Annotated in this window: 20 protein-coding genes; 5 read left to right on the top strand and 15 right to left on the bottom strand. The window is 31.2% G+C overall.

Annotated elements, in window-relative coordinates:
* Positions 1-88: 88 nt before the first annotated feature.
* Positions 89-595, top strand: a complete 507-nt coding sequence (locus PXD04_RS11960) for a GNAT family N-acetyltransferase (protein WP_323737111.1) — start codon at positions 89-91, stop codon at positions 593-595.
* 289 nt (positions 596-884) lie between these two features.
* Here PXD04_RS11960 and PXD04_RS11955 read toward each other — a convergent pair whose 3' ends face one another.
* From PXD04_RS11955 to PXD04_RS11945, 3 genes are all read right to left on the bottom strand, one after another.
* Positions 885-1,187 carry a zinc ribbon domain-containing protein gene (locus PXD04_RS11955; RefSeq protein ID WP_323737110.1) on the bottom strand — a complete coding sequence of 101 codons (303 nt, stop codon included), beginning with the start codon at positions 1,185-1,187 and terminating at the stop codon, positions 885-887.
* 283 nt (positions 1,188-1,470) lie between these two features.
* Complete coding sequence (locus PXD04_RS11950; RefSeq protein ID WP_323737109.1) at positions 1,471-1,740, bottom strand: hypothetical protein; 270 nt, start codon at positions 1,738-1,740, stop codon at positions 1,471-1,473.
* Positions 1,731-2,003: a helix-turn-helix domain-containing protein gene (locus PXD04_RS11945; protein WP_323737108.1), complete on the bottom strand. Its 273-nt coding sequence runs from the start codon at positions 2,001-2,003 to the stop codon at positions 1,731-1,733. The genes PXD04_RS11950 and PXD04_RS11945 overlap by 10 nt, the downstream gene beginning before the upstream one ends.
* A gap of 390 nt (positions 2,004-2,393) precedes the next feature.
* Between PXD04_RS11945 and PXD04_RS11940 the strand changes: the two genes are divergently transcribed.
* On the top strand, positions 2,394-2,600 hold the full coding sequence (locus PXD04_RS11940) for a hypothetical protein (protein ID WP_323737107.1): 207 nt from the start codon (positions 2,394-2,396) through the stop codon (positions 2,598-2,600).
* Positions 2,601-2,880: 280 nt separating this feature from the next.
* Here the strand turns inward: PXD04_RS11940 and PXD04_RS11935 are convergent, their stop codons facing one another.
* The 9 genes from PXD04_RS11935 to PXD04_RS11895 form a co-directional block, all read right to left on the bottom strand.
* Positions 2,881-3,486 carry an ABC transporter ATP-binding protein gene (locus PXD04_RS11935; RefSeq protein ID WP_323737106.1) on the bottom strand — a complete coding sequence of 202 codons (606 nt, stop codon included), beginning with the start codon at positions 3,484-3,486 and terminating at the stop codon, positions 2,881-2,883.
* Positions 3,487-3,488: 2 nt separating this feature from the next.
* A complete protein-coding gene (locus PXD04_RS11930; RefSeq protein ID WP_323737105.1) occupies positions 3,489-4,439 on the bottom strand; it encodes an ABC transporter ATP-binding protein in 951 nt (316 codons plus the stop codon).
* A gap of 10 nt (positions 4,440-4,449) precedes the next feature.
* Positions 4,450-5,313 (bottom strand): ABC transporter permease, encoded by an 864-nt coding sequence (locus tag PXD04_RS11925; RefSeq protein WP_323737104.1) that lies wholly within the window; start codon positions 5,311-5,313, stop codon positions 4,450-4,452.
* A complete protein-coding gene (locus PXD04_RS11920; RefSeq protein ID WP_409988262.1) occupies positions 5,291-6,283 on the bottom strand; it encodes an ABC transporter permease in 993 nt (330 codons plus the stop codon). The genes PXD04_RS11925 and PXD04_RS11920 overlap by 23 nt, the downstream gene beginning before the upstream one ends.
* A gap of 57 nt (positions 6,284-6,340) precedes the next feature.
* Entirely contained in the window at positions 6,341-7,978 is a 1,638-nt protein-coding gene (locus tag PXD04_RS11915) for an ABC transporter substrate-binding protein (protein WP_323737103.1), read from the bottom strand.
* A gap of 217 nt (positions 7,979-8,195) precedes the next feature.
* Positions 8,196-8,807, bottom strand: a complete 612-nt coding sequence (locus PXD04_RS11910) for an ABC transporter ATP-binding protein (protein ID WP_323737102.1) — start codon at positions 8,805-8,807, stop codon at positions 8,196-8,198.
* Positions 8,797-9,747 carry an ABC transporter ATP-binding protein gene (locus tag PXD04_RS11905; RefSeq protein WP_323737101.1) on the bottom strand — a complete coding sequence of 317 codons (951 nt, stop codon included), beginning with the start codon at positions 9,745-9,747 and terminating at the stop codon, positions 8,797-8,799. The genes PXD04_RS11910 and PXD04_RS11905 overlap by 11 nt, the downstream gene beginning before the upstream one ends.
* A 12-nt stretch (positions 9,748-9,759) precedes the next feature.
* A complete protein-coding gene (locus tag PXD04_RS11900; protein WP_323737415.1) occupies positions 9,760-10,614 on the bottom strand; it encodes an ABC transporter permease in 855 nt (284 codons plus the stop codon).
* A complete protein-coding gene (locus PXD04_RS11895) occupies positions 10,604-11,500 on the bottom strand; it encodes an ABC transporter permease (RefSeq protein ID WP_409988261.1) in 897 nt (298 codons plus the stop codon). The genes PXD04_RS11900 and PXD04_RS11895 overlap by 11 nt, the downstream gene beginning before the upstream one ends.
* Here PXD04_RS11895 and PXD04_RS11890 point away from each other — a divergent pair.
* Positions 11,499-11,660, top strand: coding sequence for a hypothetical protein (locus PXD04_RS11890; RefSeq protein ID WP_323737500.1), 162 nt, complete (start codon positions 11,499-11,501; stop codon positions 11,658-11,660). The genes PXD04_RS11895 and PXD04_RS11890 overlap by 2 nt on opposite strands.
* Before the next feature lie 21 nt (positions 11,661-11,681).
* Here PXD04_RS11890 and PXD04_RS11885 read toward each other — a convergent pair whose 3' ends face one another.
* Positions 11,682-13,292 carry an ABC transporter substrate-binding protein gene (locus tag PXD04_RS11885; protein ID WP_323737100.1) on the bottom strand — a complete coding sequence of 537 codons (1,611 nt, stop codon included), beginning with the start codon at positions 13,290-13,292 and terminating at the stop codon, positions 11,682-11,684.
* A gap of 460 nt (positions 13,293-13,752) precedes the next feature.
* Here PXD04_RS11885 and ilvB point away from each other — a divergent pair, with 460 nt between their 5' ends.
* Together ilvB and ilvN are read left to right on the top strand one after the other, a co-directional pair.
* On the top strand, positions 13,753-15,435 hold the full coding sequence (gene ilvB, locus PXD04_RS11880) for a biosynthetic-type acetolactate synthase large subunit (protein WP_323737099.1): 1,683 nt from the start codon (positions 13,753-13,755) through the stop codon (positions 15,433-15,435).
* Positions 15,432-15,932, top strand: a complete 501-nt coding sequence (gene ilvN / locus PXD04_RS11875; protein WP_323737098.1) for an acetolactate synthase small subunit — start codon at positions 15,432-15,434, stop codon at positions 15,930-15,932. Before ilvB ends, ilvN begins: the two co-directional genes overlap by 4 nt.
* A 37-nt stretch (positions 15,933-15,969) precedes the next feature.
* Here ilvN and PXD04_RS11870 read toward each other — a convergent pair whose 3' ends face one another.
* Complete coding sequence (locus tag PXD04_RS11870; protein WP_323737097.1) at positions 15,970-16,245, bottom strand: STAS-like domain-containing protein; 276 nt, start codon at positions 16,243-16,245, stop codon at positions 15,970-15,972.
* 1 nt (position 16,246) lies between these two features.
* The gene (locus PXD04_RS11865; RefSeq protein WP_323737096.1) at positions 16,247-17,095 is read right to left on the bottom strand and encodes a hypothetical protein; all 849 of its coding nucleotides are present in this window, start codon (positions 17,093-17,095) and stop codon (positions 16,247-16,249) included.
* Between the last annotated feature and the right edge of the window lie 79 nt (positions 17,096-17,174).

Here is a 17,174-nt window from a genome sequence, read left to right as displayed (position 1 = left end):
TACAAAATACATAATATGAGTAATAACTTATTTAAAATTATTATTAAATGATGATATTATAATTAATACAAAACATATGGGGATCAAAATGGAAATATGTATTTATGAATTAAATGAAAATTTATTGGCAAAATATGATATAGAAAAGTTCTTATTAGATATGGTAAAACTATGCTATAATATGGATTATACACCCGAATATCATCAGGACATAAAAAATTTAGATGAATACTATTTAAAACCAGCCAATAATACTTTTATATTAGCAGTTGATTCAGAAAAAGAAGAACTAGTAGGAACTTGTGCAATAAGAGCATATGACAGAGATTTTAAGATTAAGGACAGAAACTATAATGATAAAGAAACCGCAAGCATATACAGATTATTTGTTGAACCAACATACAGACACAATAAAATAGCAACTAAGATGCTGAAAAAAATAGAGGAATTCTGCGAAAATAACTACAAAGAAATATACCTCCATACACAAAAAGACAGTTATGGTGGACTACCATTCTGGTTAAGTCAAGAATATATTATTGTAGAAGAAAGCAATGATGAATTTGGAACAATACACTTAGAAAAAATATTATAATATAATAAAAACTCAATCACCTCCAAACCATATACTTCTTTTGGCTCTGTAGAAAACCTTGCATTGAGAGAAATATGAGTAATAACCCAAATATAGTTTTTTTTACAGAGGGAAATATTTTATTTCAATATTCTCCTTTCTTCATCATAATACAATTCTCACTCATATTGAGTAATTGTATTTTTTCATTTGATTCCTGCCTAATTGCCGCTAATGCTAAGCATAGTAAGTGGTACAGGCGATCTCCGGGAAACCCTCGGTTCACATATAAAATACTTTGTTTATATAATTATATTTTTTTTAATCCTTCTCGTTGTATGTTTTTGGCTGCGTTTATGTCTCTGTCATGTGTGTTTCCACATTGTGGGCATGTCCATGTTCTGTTGTCGAGTTTTAACTTGTTATTGTAGTATTGGCAGTTGTTGCATGTTTTACTGGAGGGGTACCATTGGGTGATGTGTATTAGTGTTCGTCTGTGTTCATATGCTCTTTTTGTTCTATTATTTTTTGTGAACATGTGCCATGATTTTTCTTGTATACTACGGGATAGTCTGCTGTTTTTTAGCATATCTTTGATGTTTAGTGTTTCCATGCAGATTACTTGGTATTCTTCTGTTATATTGTTGTGCTATCTTATAGAAGTGATAGTCTAGTATGTATATGTATTTTTTCATAGGTTTGTGCTATTTTCTTTTTGATTTTATTGTAGTTTTTGCTGCTAAATTCTTTTTTGGAATAGTTTTCTTTGTAATCTTCGTATTTTGTTGTTTAGTTGTATGATTTTGTTTTGTTGTGGGAACTGTATTATTTTGCCCGTGTTTATTGTGACAAAATGTGATACTCCCAGATCTATACCGCAACTACGATTATTAGTCTTATAAATATGTCTTGTAACATTTTTTACATAAGATAGAAATAAAATATTTGCCTGATGCTTTTTGTTTAACTGTTACAGATTGTATTTGGCCAGTTATTTTTTGTTGGGTACGATATCTTATCCAACCTACCTTAGGAAGGCGAATAAATTTGTCCTTAATTCTGATATTGTTATTGTATATTATTGGTTTTATAAGATTGTACTGGATTATATTTATTTTTATGGCGTGGATACTTGCTGATTTGGTTAAAGAATCTGTTAAATGCATTTTTCTAAATTTTTCAATGATTCAATTAAACCTGTGGAATCAACTCGTTTTAACCAAGTTTTAGACTTTTTTAGCTCAGTTAACATAGCTGAACAATCATAAAAAGACAAATACTCCCCCTTTTCAGTATATACTTTCTTTTTGGCATCCAGAAAAGTATTAAAAACAAACCGACAACAACCAAACTGATTGGTGAAAAAATTCTCCTGAACCTCATCAGGATAAATACGAACAACAAAACTCTTATACATAACAACTTTCAAAAAAATACACCAAATAATAAAATATTAAATATAGATAATAAATTATTACTTATTGTATAGTTAATAATTATTTGATAATAGTATTTAAATATTTTGATAAAAAGTATTACTTTTCACACTTTATTCATATGATTTCTACAGAGCCCTTCTTTTAAAAAATTATGATTTAATTAGTAAAATAGTTAGTGATATATTTAACAACAATTTATAGCAGATATTTCTTACAATTTACTGATTTAATAAAATAATTCATACTAAAAGATTAAATAGTATTAATTACATATTACCAATTGTAATATTAATTAAACAAAAAGTATTACTTTTAACTAAAAATTAATAAAAAAGTAATACAAAATAATAAAAAAAGTTATATCCAATAAGGTGCATCACATGATTAATGCTCAATTGATTTATAATATGATTAAAAAACATTCTGACATACCTCTAACTAGTCTGCCTCTACTAATTTCCGAGGAAACCCCTATTCCAGTACCCTACGAGGACATACCAGTTATAATTAAACAACTTGAAGAAGAAGGAAAAATTAAAATATTACTTAAAGACGAGGAAATGTATTGTCAAGCAATAACTAATTAAATGATTAAACTCATTCCATTTATAATACACCCCCCCCCTATTCCTCCTTCAATCATCCATATTTTTTTAAACTAAAAAAAAAACTAGTTAACTTTAATTTTATAATTACCACTTAATTTATTTACTTATATATTCAAACCAACATTTTATCTGTTATTTTGTTAATTGACTTTTTATAAACAAATATTCATCATATAAAAATAGTAACAATTCATTATAAATAATTAAGAAAAAGAATAAATAAAAAGGACAATAAAGTCCATAAAAAATAAAGGATTATTTAGTCAGTAATATCAGCCAGATAAACTATATCATCACAAATCCTGTTTAACAAGTTTTTATCATGACTAACTACAAGTACTCCCACTTCATTCTTACGGGCAACCGTCAATAAACTTTCCCATATCTGTACCTGAGTAACCGCATCAAGCATAGTACTAATCTCATCAGCAATGATAAACTTGGTCTTAGGATTTAATGACCTTAAGATACTAAACCTCTGTAATTCTCCACCAGATAACTCAGATGGGTAACGGCCAAACCATTCCCTTTTTATACCGAATTCATCAAGCAAACTGTCATCGGGCATCCAAGATTCCTCAAGAACATCCTTCATCTTCCAACGTGGATTCATAACTTTTTCAGGATGCTGATAAATAAGCTGAATAGGATTATAACCGCCTTTATGTTTTTGGCCATTAACAGTAATATTACCCTCATAATCATTAATAAATCCTGTTAAAACCTTACATAAAGTACTTTTACCACTACCACTATCACCAAATAAACCTATGACCTGATTATTATTCATTTCAAAATTCAAATTCTTGAGAATTTGATGAGAACCATAACCAAAATTAACATTTTCTGCTTTAAGAGTATCCATCTTTATTCACCATCCACCAATGGGTTAAAACATCTGATAACAGTACCATTTAACTCCCTGAGCTCTGGTAATTCATAATGACATTCCCTTACCTGATGAGGACAGTTTTCATGATATGGACATCCTTTAGGAATATGCTGATAAGATGGTTGATGACCCTCAGTTAACTCAAAATGAGTTTCGGGAAGAGCCCTATAAAGAGACCTGGTATAAGGATGTAAAAGATTCTTTCCATCACCAGAAAAGTTTTTAGTATCAGTAATTTCTATCACATACCCCAGATACAATATTGCTATTCTATCACTTGTCTCTATAGCCGTATGTATATCATGAGTAATTAAAATCATACCAATACCTTTTTCCTTAAGTTCCACAAGGTTATTGATAGTTTCTTCCACTGCCTGTTCATCAAGACCCGGCGTAGGTTCATCAGCAATAATTATTTCAGGATCATTAAGTAAAGCCGTGGATATTAATACCTTACGTGCCATACCACCAGATAATTGAAATGGATACATCTCATCAACTTCTTCTGACAAGTTATATTGGTTGAAAATTTCTCTTTGTTTCTTAACCAAAACCTGTTTTTCTTCTTCCGATTCAGTATAACCTATAGCTTGGTCTTTAACTTTCATAAGTGGATTCAAATTATTTACAGATTGTGGAATAAAACTTATTTTTTTTCCTCTGAGTTCCTCTTTTAATTCATCATCCATTTCTTTACCTTTATATCTTATACTACCAGCTATTTTAGCATTTGAAGGCAATATCCCCAAAATAGCATGTGCAAGTAAACTTTTTCCAGAACCACTACTTCCAAGAACAGCTAATATTTCATGGTCATCAACATCCATAGTCAAATCAGACAAAACCTTAAGTTCTCTTTGTTCAAGACCTTTAAAATATTGTGAGAAAGAAATTGATAATTTTTCTACTTCCAATAATTTACTCATATTATATCACCTACTCTTGTGCACTTTGTGGGTCTAACAATCTATGCACATTTTCACCTATTAAATCAAATAATAGTACTAAGAATAGTAAGGACAATCCAGGATAGAATGCCAGCCACCAGTATCCCATGCTCAGATATTTCATTGATTCTGCCAGTATAATTCCAATAGCCGGTTCATGAGCTGGTAAACCAAAACCAAGGAAAGATATACTTGCTTCGTGCATGATTGCATGAGGGAACATTAATATTACCCCTACTATGATTTGAGATATTATTAATGGGAAGATATGTTTTTTTGCAATCCATAATTTAGATTTTCCAAATTCATTTGATAATTTAATGTATTCACTTGTGTTAATCTTCTTTATCTCAGCCCTAAGAACCCTTGCCAATGGAGTCCAATGGGTTAAACCAACAGCCATAATTACCCCATAGTATCCTCCACCAAAGGCTAGTGATACTAGGATGATTAATAATATATGAGGTATTGAACCAAATAAGTCAATTATTGCTGTTACTACTTCGTCCACTAATGTGTTCACACTGGAAAATACCCCCAGTAATATTGCCACTACAGTACTTATTACTGAAGCAAATGCTCCTACACCTATACTTATTCCAAGACCAAGAAGTGTTCTCATAAACATGTCTCTTCCCATCCAGTCTGTTCCAAATAAGTGTTCAAATGATGGCGCCTGGTTTATATTATAGAAGTTACTTGTCAATACTGCTTGATGATCTATTAAGAAATTACTTAAGAATACTGAAACCAGTATTATTAATGCTATTACCGTAACCAGGAGAGTTTTTGTTCTTAGGTTAAGATTTAAAAATCCTTGTTTGTTTTCTTCAGTTTTTGTCAAGATACTCATTCTCCCTAATTCTTGGATCAACAAAGAAGTACATTACATCTGCCAATAAGTTACCGACAAATACAAATACTGCACTAACCAATACTATTCCCAATAGTAAAGTTACATCACTTTGAAGTCCTGCAGCTACAGCTGTCTGTCCTATTCCAGGATAAGAAAATACTTGCTCTACCAACACTGCTCCACCAAATAATTCTGCAAAGTTTTGGAATTGAAGTGTTAATGCGGGTAATAATATATTTCTTAAGGCCTGTCTTTCTATTAATGGCCATCCAGATTCTCCTCTTGCACGTGCAAAGAGAATATAATCTGATGATAATACATTAACCAATTCATTTCGTGTATACATTGCAATAGGTGCTACTCCAACCAAACTTAATGTTAATGTAGGTAACACTAGTCTTGCCAGCCACTGCCATATTGTAGCATCTGAACTAACAGTTCCTATAGCTACACTCATACCAATAGGGAACCATCCCAGTTCAACCGAGAATATAATAAGTATAAGTAGTCCTATCCAGAAGGATGGTGCTGATTGTAGAATATAACAGTATAATTTAACTAATTTATCTATCCAACCACCTTTGTTTTTTCCTGCAACTATTCCTAATCCAAATCCTAAAAATCCGCTTATTATCCATGAAAGGAACATTAATACGAATGATGCCATGAATCTTTCCACTATAACATCCACTACAGGTACTCTATAGATTAAAGAAGTACCTAAGTTACCTTGCAGTAAATTACTTAACCAACCCCAAATTTTAGTTGTTAATGGTTGATTCACTCCCCAATACTGTTCAAGCATTATTCTTTGTTCTGGAGAAATAACTGCTTGTTTAAGGTAAGCATTGACCGGATCAATAGGAGATAATTCCAATAAAACAAAACTAAAAATAGCTACTGCAAGCATTAAAAGTATGAAATGAATTGCTTTATTTCTAATAAATGTTTTTGTTCTATTATTCAAAAATAAAAGCCTCCTATAAAAAAAAATAAAAATTAAAAGTAAATAACTTTTAATTACCTAACTTGTAGAATTAGTACGAGTCCAATCAAGTATGTTACAATAATAATCTTGACCTAATTTGGATATTGTTTTCATATCAATATCATTTTTAACAAAATATCCGAAGTGGTTATCTGCAGCCCATAACCATGGTGAATCACCATTTGGACCAAATCCAGCTCCACTTCCAGTGTATGCTGCTTCTTTCCAGTATTGATATGCATCTTCAAGAGTTCCAGCATTCATACCCTGTTCAAGTATTGCATCTACTTCTGAACTGTTATAAGCATTAGGGTTTCTGTAATCAGAATCTACTAATTCTTCTGGAGATTTACTGTGGTATTGTTGATATACCGCTGAATATGGATTGTCTGATGATTGTTGCATTACTACTGCTTGTGAATACATTTTTGTATATATTGTATCCCAGTCTGCTGATTGTAATTTTATTTCTATTCCCAAGTCTTTAGCTTGTTCTGATATGATTGTTGCAAGTGATTGTCTGTCTTGTTTGTTTGGTGGATAATATACTTCAAATGAAGCTCTTACTCCATCTTTTTCTCTTATTCCATCACCATCAGTGTCTTTCCAACCTGCTTGTTCTAGTATTTGTTTAGCTTCGTCCGGTTTGTTGTCTGTTATTTTTGCTTGTTCATTTGCAAATGGTAATGAATCAACTCCAGTATATTCTACTTTACCTAATCCTTTGTATACTGAGTCAACTATTGCTTGTCTGTTAATTCCTATGTTTAATGCTTTTCTGATAGCAGGATCAGAGGTTACATTGTTACCTATTGGACTTCCAGCATCAGCTGTTTTTAATCCTGTATCTGGTAAGTATGGTAAGGATAATCCTTGTGCTCTTGGACTTTCAAATTCCACTAATTTGTATCCATCTATTTTTTCACCATATGATGATATAGGTACTTCTGCTACATCTATTTGTCCTGATTTTACTAATTGTAGTACATTATCTTCTTCGGGGAACACCATTGTTATTTGTTTAAAGTATGGTTCTTTTCCATAGTATTCCTCGTTGTATTCGAAGATTGCTTGTTGTCCTTTGTCCCATTGTTTGAGTTTGTATGGTCCTGATCCTACAGGGTTTGAACCATATGTTTCATTGTTGTAGTCTTTTTCTGGGACAATACCAACATATCTTAAATCATAAATAAACGTTGATTGAGGTTTTTTGAGTTTGAATTCTACGGTTGTGTCATCAACAGCTTTAGCTTCTTCAAGGTTTGTAAGGTCAAGTTCTCCATCACTTACTTTTGCTTCATTGAATGTGAAAGCTACATCTTTGGCTGTTAGTTTTTCACCGTTTGTGAATTTAACATCATCACGTACTTTTACTGTCCATGTTAGTCTGTCATCACTTATACTATAATTTGTTGCTAAATCATTTACAAAACTACCATTTTCATCTGAACCGAAGAGTGTACTTTGTACTAATGGGTTGAAGTTTAAGTGTCCATTTCCCCATCCTGTTAGTGGGTTGAATCCAGTTTCAGGTTCTCCAGTGTGTCCAGGTACTGTTAAGACAATATGTGTTGGGTCATTGTCTTTATTGTTACCTAACATTGAAGAAGCTGCAATGATAGCTATGATAATAACAACAACTGCTATAATAGCATATTTTATTTTGTTATCCATAGTTATTTTTCTCCATATTATGCTGATTAAGAATAGTAGAAAGTATTACTTTTATGCCAAAATTTGATATAAAAGTAATACTAAATATCAATATCTTAATACATAAAGTTAGATATATGAATATAGATATTTAAATATTACGAATTTTGATATATGTATTACTTTTTGATGAATTGATTAGAAAAAAGTAATACTTTTAAAAAAAATATAAAAAAAGTTATAATTTATTGATATCATCAAATAAGATAATATCATCAGCTATAACATCCAACAACTCTTTATCATGACTAACAGCCAATATTCCAATTTTATTATGCTTACAATAATCAAGCAAAGCATCCCAAATTTGTACCTGAGTAACAGCATCAAGCATAGTACTAATCTCATCAGCAATAATAAACTTAGTATTAGGATTTAATGCTCGTAGTATACTAAACCTTTGTAATTCACCACCAGATAACTCACTAGGCCAACGATTCAGCCAAGTTTCCTTCAAACCAAAAGTATCTTTTAATTCTTGAGGTGGGTTCCAAGACTCTTCTAATACTTTATGCATTTTCCATTTAGGATTCATTGTCTTTTCTGGATGTTGAAAAATTAATTGAACAGGATAAAAACCTTTATTATTAATTAAATCTTTATCAAATGTTACTGTTCCACTATAATTTGTTATATAACCTGAAATTATTTTACAAAAAGTACTTTTTCCTTTACCACTATCTCCCATTAACCCTATAACCTTATTATCTGGAATAGACAAGGACATGTTTTTAAGTATGGGTTTGTTCTTTTTATAAGAAAATGAAATGTTATTGGCATTAAGATACATCTTCTTCCTCCTTATTAAAGTTATGACAACGAATCATAGCACCACCATATTCTATAAGTTCTGGTTTATTTTTCAGACATTTTTCAGATTTTATTGGACAATTTTCGCTATACACACATCCAGGTATTTCTTCAAGTGGTTGTACACCCTCCGTTAATTTAAACCCATTTTTAGGAAGTGCCTCAATTAATGATTTAGAATAAGGATGCAGTAATTTACTAGAATCCCTGAAATTCTCTGATGAATTAATTTCTATCACATATCCAGAATAAAAAATTGCAATTCTGTCTGCTATTTCTAATGCAACCTTAATATCATGAGTAATAAGTAATACTCCTTTACCATCATCTTTTAAAGCCTTTATATCTTTAATGGTTTCATTTATACTTTTTTCATCCAAACCAGGGGTTGGTTCATCAGCTATTAATAAATCAGGATTATCTAATAATGCTGTAGATAACAATACTTTTCTTGCCATACCACCGGATAATTCAAATGGATATAAATCATCAACACTTTCATCCAATCCATATTTTTCGAAAACTTCTCTTTGTCTAACTTTCTTTTTCTCATATTCTTCTTCGTTTTCACATTCACCGATTGCTTGTTGTGACACTTTCATAAGGGGATCTAAGAAATTAACTGATTGTGGAATTAGACAAATAGCCTTTCCACGAATTTTTTCTTTCTTTTCTTGTGATAATAACTCACCCTTATATTTTATATCTCCTGTAACATTAGCATTATAAGGCAATATTCCTAAAATTGAATGAGCTAAAAGACTTTTACCTGAACCACTAGATCCAAGTATCGCAACAATTTCTTGTTCTCCAACATCAATAGTTAAATCAGATATTACTTTGGAATCATGCCTATTTAATCCCTGAACATACTGTGTAAAAGATATTGATAAATTATTTACTTCTAATAACTTTTTCATAATATCACCCAACTATTTATTTGCTTCTGATGGATCAAATAATCGTTTAAGATTATCTCCTACAATATCAAACAATAATACTACAATTAATAATGCTACACCAGGGAAGAATGCTAACCACCATGCACCCATTGCAAGGTATGTCATTGATTCAGATAATATTATACCAATAGCTGGTTCATGAGGTGATAAACCAAATCCTAAAAATGTTACGCTTGCTTCATGCATAATTGCATGTGGGAACACCAGTAAAATTCCTACAAAAATCTGTGAGAGCACTAAAGGTAAAATATGTTCTTTTGCAATCCATAACTTGTTTTTACCAAATTTACCTGATAATGCAACATATTCAGATGTGTTAATTTGCATTATTTCTGCACGTAATACTCTTGTAAGACTTACCCAATGAGTGAATGCTACTGCCATTGTTACACCAAAAGCCCCTTTACCTAATGCTATAGAAATCATCATAATAAGTAGAATATGAGGTATTGATGCAAATAAGTCAATTAACCAAGCTATAAATTCATCACAGTACCTGTTGATGCTTGATATGAATGCTAATATAACTGCAATTATACTACTGATTATGGATGCACCCAATCCAATCATGATACTTAAACTTAAACCTTTGATAGTTCGGATAAACATGTCACGACCCATCCAATCAGTTCCAAATATATGTTCAAATGAGGGAGGTTGCATTTTTATAGCAAAGTTTGTAGGTAAATTAGCATCTATCATAAAACCACTGACAAATATTATTAACAATGCAAATACTGTTAATCCAATTGTTAATAGTGTTTTCTGTCTTAAATTTAATGAACTAAATAATCCCTTATTATACCAGGGCATTTCAGTCATCATCATCACCCCTTATTCTTGGGTCCACATATTGATAGATTAAATCTGCAATTAAGTTTCCCATATAAACAAATATTGTACTTACAATAACAATACCTAACAATAATGGAACATCAGATCGTAAACCTGCTGCTACTGTTGCTTGACCTATACCAGGATATGCAAATACCTGTTCAACAAGAATTGTTCCACCAAATAATTCATTAAATGATAAAAATTGTATTGTAATTGCAGGAAGTAATACATTTCTTATTCCATGATTTTTAATCATTCCCCAGAAACTTTCTCCTCTAGCCTGAGCAAATAAGAAATAATCACTTTTTTTAACGTTAATAAGTTTATCTCTTGTGAATAATGTAATTGATGCTATTCCAACAACACTTAATGTTATTGCAGGCAATATTAGTCTGTATAACCATTGCCAGAAAGTTACTGTATCTGATAATTGTCCTATTGGAACAGAAAGTCCTATTGGGAACCATCCCAGATATACTGAGAAAAACATTAAGAATACTAGTCCTATCCAAAAAGTTGGTGAAGACTGTAAAATGTAACAATAAGTTTTAATAACTTTATCTATCCAGGATCCTTCTTTTGCACCTGCAATTATTCCTAATCCAAATCCTACAACTGCTGAAATTATCCATGAAGCGGCCATAAGAGTTAATGATGCCATGAATTTTTGTAAAATTACTTCAGTTACGGGTACACGATAAATTAATGAAAAACCCATACTACCTGTTGCTAATGTTTGAAGCCAACCCATTACTCTTTCAGTTAATGTTAAATTTGTTCCCCAGTATTGTCCGATAATTGCTAGTTGCTGTTGACTAACAATTCTTTGTCCAAGATATGCTCTAACCGGATCAATAGGTGATAATTGTATCATGATAAAACTAACTGCGGCAACAACAATTAATAAAATGAGTAATCGTATAGCTTTAAAACCTAAAAATTTAGTTAATTTTTTACTGTTTATTTTAATCATCTCTATAAATAATTTTAAAAAAAGTGTTTTAATATTTAAAAAAAATGATTTAATGGAATAAATCATTTTATATTTAGTTAAATTATGATGCTGTAGCGTTTACACGTTTCCAATCATAAATGTTACCCCATATATCTCCACCGTGTGGATAAATAAGGTGTGTACCATTAGATATGTCTAATGAATCAGAAACGAAGTATGTGTAATCTACTGTTCCAATCCATAAGAATGGATAATTAGAAGCTGCTTGTTTTGCTGCTTCAGACCAAGATGAGTATGAACTGTTTAAATCTTGTGTCATAGCAGCATCAATGTATGTATCCACTAATGTGTCATTAAGTACTTCTGGGTTATCATATCCTTCTCCTGCTACTCTTGAATCATATTGATGTTGAATTTCATATGGATCAGCTGAACCGAATCCCCATACTACTCCAACTTGGTTTCTTACTGGGTCAATATCATCCCAACTTTTACCTTCAGGAGTTATTTCTATACCTAATTGTTTAGCTTGTTCTGCTACTGATACTGCTATTGCTTGTCTTTCTGTAGCTGATGCTGAGTAATATACTGGGAATGATGCTTTTACTCCGTCTTTTTCTCTTATTCCATCCCCATTAGTATCTTTCCATCCTGCATTTTCAAGTATTGTTTTAGCTTCATCTACTTGACCATCTTTGAATGTTGAATCAAATGCCCATGGTAATTGTCCTGCTACTCCAGTGTATGATACATTACCCATTCCGTTTAATGCACCGTCAATTAATGCTTGTCTGTTTATACCTATGTTTAATGCTTCTCTTACTGCTGGATCTCCAGTTACATTGTTACCATAATTGTTTTGATCTTCACCTATTTTTGCACCTGTATCCAATTGTGTTGGTAATGAAATTCCACGTACATCTATTGAATCAAAGTATTCTAAGTGATATCCTTCTACTGATTCATTTGAATAAGATACTGGTACTTCTGCAATATCTACTTGACCATTTTTAACTGCTGCAAATGCTGCATCAGAATCTAGGAAGAGGTTTGTTATTTTTTTGAAATATGGTTTTGCACCATAGTAATTATCATTTCTTTCTAGGATGAACTGTTGTCCTTTATCCCATTGAGCTAATTTATATGGTCCAGATCCTATTGGGTTTTGTCCGTATGATTCATTGTTGTAATTTGCTTCAGGTACTATTCCAACATCTGTTAATTTGTTTACGAAAGTTGAATCTGATTTATTTAGTGTGAATACTACTTGTGTGTCACTGGTTGCTTTTGCTTCTACCATTGAAGATAAATCTGCTCCTTCTCCAAATTCTTTTGCTGTGTTGTATGAGAATGCTACATCTTTTGCTGTTAATTGTGTATCATCTGTGAATTTTACATCGTCACGTATGTTTACTGTGTATGTTTTGTAATCATCAGATACACTGTAATCTGTTGCTAAATCGTTTACGAAGTTGTTATCTTTATCTCTTTTAAGTATTGTACTTTGTATTAATGGTTCTGTTCCTGAATCATGGTATCCCCAACCATGCATAGGGTCAAAACCATATTCTGGTTCTTCACCGTGAGCAGCAACACAAGTAACTAATTCATCTTCTGCATGACTAGTGCTTCCACCACCTAAAGCTATAGCAGCTACTACTATTACAGCTACTACTGCAATTACTGCTCCTATTATATATTTTTTGTCCATTTGCTTTCCTCATTATGAAATTTATGGTAATTAATATTATGAAAGTATTACATTTTTTTAAATAAAACATGCATTGTATTACTTTTTTACTATTTAATATTAATTATGAATAGTTTGTTTAAAACATTATTTAAATATTACTTTTTAAATAATTAGTATTACTTATTTGGCTTTTAACCCTTAAAAAGTAATACAAAAAATATGCGTAAAAAATGAAATAATAAAAAAAAATTGAACAAATATTAAAAAAAATAAATAAAAACATCCTCATAAACAAAAAAAATTATAATATTTCATTACTAAAAAAAAGTCAAAAAATAGTACTCATATCACACTAAACAATTAAGAAAAAATAATAACAACATGCTAAAAAAATCATTAAAGGAGACAAGATAACTAAAATATAACTTAAACTTACTACATAATATATTATATAATAATTTTCAATGGTGTAATAAAAATGAAGGGTAGTCAACTGTTAATAAACAAACTAAAAGAAAATGGTGTGAAAACTATCTTCGGTTATCCTGGAGGAGTACTATTACCATTTTATGACGCACTATGCGAATCAGATATAGAACACATACTAGTTAGACATGAACAAGCAGCAGCTCACGCAGCCGATGGATATGCAAGAGCATCAGGAAAGACAGGTGTGTGTCTAGCAACAAGTGGACCCGGAGCAACAAATGTGACAACAGGAATTGCAACAGCAAACATGGACTCATCATCAGTAGTAATATTAACAGGACAAGTACCATCTAAAGCTATTGGTACAGATATGTTTCAAGAAGTAGATACAATTGGAATAACAATGCCAATAAGCAAACACAACTACCAACCACGAAGTCCGGAAAAAATAGTGGAAGCAATCGACAAAGCATTCTACATATCATCCACAGGACGACCAGGACCAGTAGTAATAGATTTACCAAGGAATGCCCTAGAAGAAGATATTAACATTGAAGAATACGAAATAAACACAGACATACCCGGTTACAAACCAACAACCAAAGGAAATGTAAAGCAAATAAAAAAAGCAATAGAAGTAATAAACAATTCACAAAAACCACTCATATTAGCAGGTGGAGGAGTGATATTATCAAATGCATCTGAAGAGCTTTTAAAATTTGCAACACTAACAAACATACCAGTATGCACAACATTAATGGGTAAAGGATCAATATCAGAAGAACACCCACTAGGATTAGGTATGATTGGTATGCATGGAATAGAAACAACCAACATAGCAATAACAGAATGTGATTGTCTAATAGCAATAGGTTGCAGATTTTCAGATCGTAGCGTGAGTAATGGAGAATTATTTGCACCAAATGCAACAATAATACAAATAGATGTGGATCCTGCAGAAATTGGTAAAACAATATCAATAGATATCCCAATAGTAGGAGATGCAAAAATCACATTAAAAGAATTCATTAATCAAGTAAAAAGTCCAGATACAACAAACTGGACTAGCCACATATCACAGATAAAAAAAGAAACAGAACCTATAATGTCATACAATGATATTCCACTGAAACCACAACAATGCATAAAAGAAATAATGGAAGCAGTAACTGATGATACAATAATAACCACAGATGTAGGTCAGAATCAGATGTGGATGGCACACTATTATAAAACAAAGAAACCAAGAACATTCATATCAAGTGGAGGACTAGGAACAATGGGATTCGGATTACCTGCAGCAATAGGAGCACAATTTGCAAAACCGGAAGAAAATGTGTTATCTATTGTGGGTGATGGTGGATTCCAAATGGTTTTACAAGAATTAGCAACAATAAAAGAACATGATTTACCAATAGTTACCTGTGTTCTAAACAATAATTACCTTGGAATGGTAGCACAACTACAAAGATTATTCAATGATCATGTATATCAGACAAAATTCTATGACAACCCAGACTTTGTACAACTTGCCAAAGCATACAAAATTAGAGGAGAAGTTGTAGAAAAACCAGGAGAACTAAAAGAAACAATACAAAATGCACTAAAACAAAGAGAAGCAACAGTAATAGATATAAAAATTGATGCTAATGAACTATTGCCAATAATCCCACCAGGAAGTGCATTAAACAATATGAAAAAGGATTTTAGTGATGTGGAGGACTTAAAATGAGTAAACGTAATAAGCATACCATTAGTATACTGGTAGAAAACAAGACAGGAGTACTTCAAAGAGTAGCAGGATTATTCACAAGACGAGACTTCAACATAGACAACATCACAGTAGGAAAAACAGCAAACACCAAAATTTCAAGAATAACCATCACAACATACGGTGACAACAACACACTAGAACAAATCATAAAACAACTAAACAAACTCATAGAAGTCATCAAAGTACGAGAAATGAAACCAGAAAACACACTAAGAAGACAACTAGCACTACTAAAAATACACGCACCAAAAGAACAAGACAAAGCCGAAATAATACAATACGTAAACATATTCAGAGGACACATAATAGACGTAACACCAAAAACAATAACAGTAGAAATAACAGGAAACCCAGACAAAATAAACGCACTAATGAACCTACTACGACCATACGGAATCAAAGAAACGGCAAAAACAGGAATAACCGCAATAGGAAGAGGACAAAAAACATTATGATGATATTGAATTAAAGAAGATTATATGAAAAATATAATTATTCTTCTAATCCTATTTTCATATTAAACTTATCCGCCACAACCTGTAACATAGTTTTATTTTCCTTATTAAGATTAATTTCTCTTATTTTCTTTGGAGAATGTCTTTTAAAGTTAACATATGCCTGGGTAAATGATAATGAAATGAACCGAATTCCTTCAAAATCAAGGACAACCACTTCATCATCCTGAGAGTTTATATTCTCAAATATTTCTTCTGCCAACCAAACACTATCTAATGTCCAAGCATATTCTTCTTTTAATAGTATAGTCATGTCAGTCACCCCCATAACTATAAGGATTATCAAATTCAAACTCTGATAAATCCATAAACTGAGAAACATGATTTTGTTTTAATCTAATTGTAACCAAAGTACCATTAATTACTTTTAAATGACCATATTTATAATTATTTTCATCTTGAATATGTAAATAACCATTTCTAGAGGCAATCAGAGCTTCACCTTTATTTTCATTAATTAATTTATGGATTACTGTTCTTATCCCATTACCTCTTTCATTTAACAAATCATTTGATCCTTTAGTTTTTCCTGTTGAATTACGTGATAAAGCTAACTCAATAGCATGACAATCATCTGTATAACTAATACCATGCTCCGTGTAATTGCCAGGTATGCTCACACCATCATCAAAAATACAAATATCCATTAGATTATTAGCAGGATATATTTGAGCATAGTTTATCCCTATATTTATGGGATGATTTCCAAATGCATGTTCATATATATTATTTGTTAGTTCAGAAATTATATATGTTTGAAACCACCACCCTCCATAACTATGATCTAAATTTTCAACAAAATTAGAGTATGAATCTTCCTCTAAACGAAGTTTTGAAGTTGTAGGCATTTTCATATAATACCTATCCTCACTCTTTAAAAATGACGTTAACTTAGTATCTTCTTGCTTTATTACTTGATTGACATATTTTTTTGTTTTATTAGAAGCAATAATTTTTCTATTATATTTTTTTGCATAATGAATTAATGGAATTAATATTGTTGGAGTAAGAAAATCATATTTTGTCGTATCAATAATATCTAGTGTCATATGATTATTCAAAATATCCTCTAATTTCAAATATTCTTCTTCTAAATTATCCATAATATCACTACTCCTAAATAAGTTTTAGGCTATCTGCTTAAATAATCAGGACTAATAAATTTATTAAATAGAATAAATT

It is taken from the genome of Methanosphaera sp. ISO3-F5 (assembly GCF_034480035.2).
Classification (GTDB): Archaea; Methanobacteriota; Methanobacteria; order Methanobacteriales; family Methanobacteriaceae; genus Methanosphaera.
Note: the sequence above shows the minus strand (reverse complement) of the source record. Positions and strands in the feature narration are given on the sequence as shown.